1 protein-coding gene is annotated in these 265 nt (G+C 65.7%); it reads right to left on the reverse strand.

Annotated features, from left to right (window positions below; genetic code table 11):
• The coding region (locus SB816_RS32405; protein ID WP_410548299.1) for a substrate-binding domain-containing protein at nt 1-265 on the reverse strand (265 nt) is incomplete at both ends.

Consider the following 265-nt stretch of genomic DNA (forward strand, 5'->3'; position numbering starts at 1 on the left):
GGGATCGATCAGCAGCACCTTGACGCCGCGCGTGACGAGATCCTCGACATCCGAAATCTGCTTGCCCATCTTGCCCTGCGCATCGGCGACGATGACGTCCGCGCCGAGTTCGGTCGCGCGCGCCTTGGCCGACTCCATCGCCGCGGCGAAATACGGCGCGTTGAGCACCTTCATCGAAATGCCGACCTTGATCTTGTCGGCGGCGAACGCCGGGGCTGCGGCCAGAATGCCCGCCGTGGCGAACGCGGCTACGCACAGCAACTTC

This window comes from Achromobacter sp. SIMBA_011 (assembly GCF_046535435.1).
In the GTDB taxonomy this organism is placed as follows: domain Bacteria; phylum Pseudomonadota; class Gammaproteobacteria; order Burkholderiales; family Burkholderiaceae_B; genus Achromobacter; species Achromobacter dolens.